Genomic DNA, 1241 nt, shown 5'->3' on the forward strand with positions numbered 1-1241 from the left:
GCCGACCGTGTCCAGGCCCGCGGTTACGCGCGGCGACAGCACGCCCGGCCGCAGCGGTAGCACCACGGTCAGCGGACCGGGCCAGTAGGCGTCCATTAAGGACGCCGCCGCTGCGGGCACATCCGTCACAAGCTCTTCAAGCGCCGCCCGGTCGGCAATATGGACGATGAGCGGATTGTCCGAAGGACGCCCTTTTGCCTGGAAAATCGCCTCGACCGCCTCCGTATTACGTGCATCCGCTCCCAAACCGTACACCGTCTCGGTCGGAAAAGCGACCGTATTCCCCTCCCTCAGCAGCTCCGCCGCCTCTGCAATCGCCTCAAGGTCCGCCGCGCTATCGCTCCGCTCCCAACCGGTTTCCTTCTCTGCGCAGCTGAGCTTCCAATATTTTGTCTCCATGTTCATAAGCCCCCATTGCAAGACAGTCCCGCATGATGAAGCCTTCGATTTAAAGCCTGCTTTAGATGCTCTGCGGGACTGTGAAATAGTTGATTCTCTTTATATTCCAAAAATAACGGCCCCACCGCGTGGGGCCGTTTATCTATATGAAAATAGTAACATATCCGGCGGCAAAACAATAGAACCTATGCCCACAAGCCCCTGATCCAGCTTCCGATTTTGAGCAGCAGATCCCAGACAAAGAACCGTACTTTCGGCTGCTCTGCGGGAGTTTCTGCTTGGGCAGCGCTATCCGGCTTCCGATCCGGCGACAGCTCAGCCTGTGCCGTCTTCGTTTTTGCAGCAGCGCCTTTTCCATTCGCAGATGCCTTCACAGTCTTGGCCTTTGCATCGTTGGCAGGCTTGGCTGCCGCATCGCCTGATCCTGCGTCGATAAAGCAAAGCGGAGGGAACAGCACGCACCACCAGTTTTGTCCTTCTCCTTTTCCAAGTGTTACACGAAGTGCTTCATATTCGCCAGCGGGATAAACCGTCCCTCCGTACAGCTTGGTCGGGAACGGAACGACACCCAGCTCCACCTTATAACCGTAGCCGATGCCTCGCTTGTCCAGTTCATTACCCACCAGTTGCTTCAGCTCCGGCAAATGCCCGCGTATAACGGCACGCGCCTGATTCAGACTCTGCGGGTCCTGAAGTTCAGCGACCCATCCATTCATCTGCTCCACAATTTTATCGCGAAGCTGCCGCTTCACCAGTTGATCCTGCGCCCCGTCCGAATTAGCCAGAATCCGCAAACGGATCGACTCCTTCGGAATGGGGCCTCCGCTAACGGCGGGACCCCG

At 57.4% G+C, this 1241-nt stretch carries 2 protein-coding genes; both read right to left on the bottom strand.

Translation table 11 applies throughout. The features are described from left to right. A partial coding sequence (locus L691_RS27500) for an L-threonylcarbamoyladenylate synthase (RefSeq protein ID WP_198022953.1) occupies positions 1–405 on the bottom strand: 405 nt, incomplete at its 3' end. A gap of 179 nt (positions 406–584) precedes the next feature. Beyond that, a partial coding sequence (gene spoIIR / locus L691_RS0101615) for a stage II sporulation protein R (protein ID WP_025688380.1) occupies positions 585–1241 on the bottom strand: 657 nt, incomplete at its 5' end.

Origin of the sequence: Paenibacillus zanthoxyli JH29 (genome assembly GCF_000520715.1) — a bacterium.
Taxonomy (GTDB): domain Bacteria; phylum Bacillota; class Bacilli; order Paenibacillales; family Paenibacillaceae; genus Paenibacillus_AQ; species Paenibacillus_AQ zanthoxyli.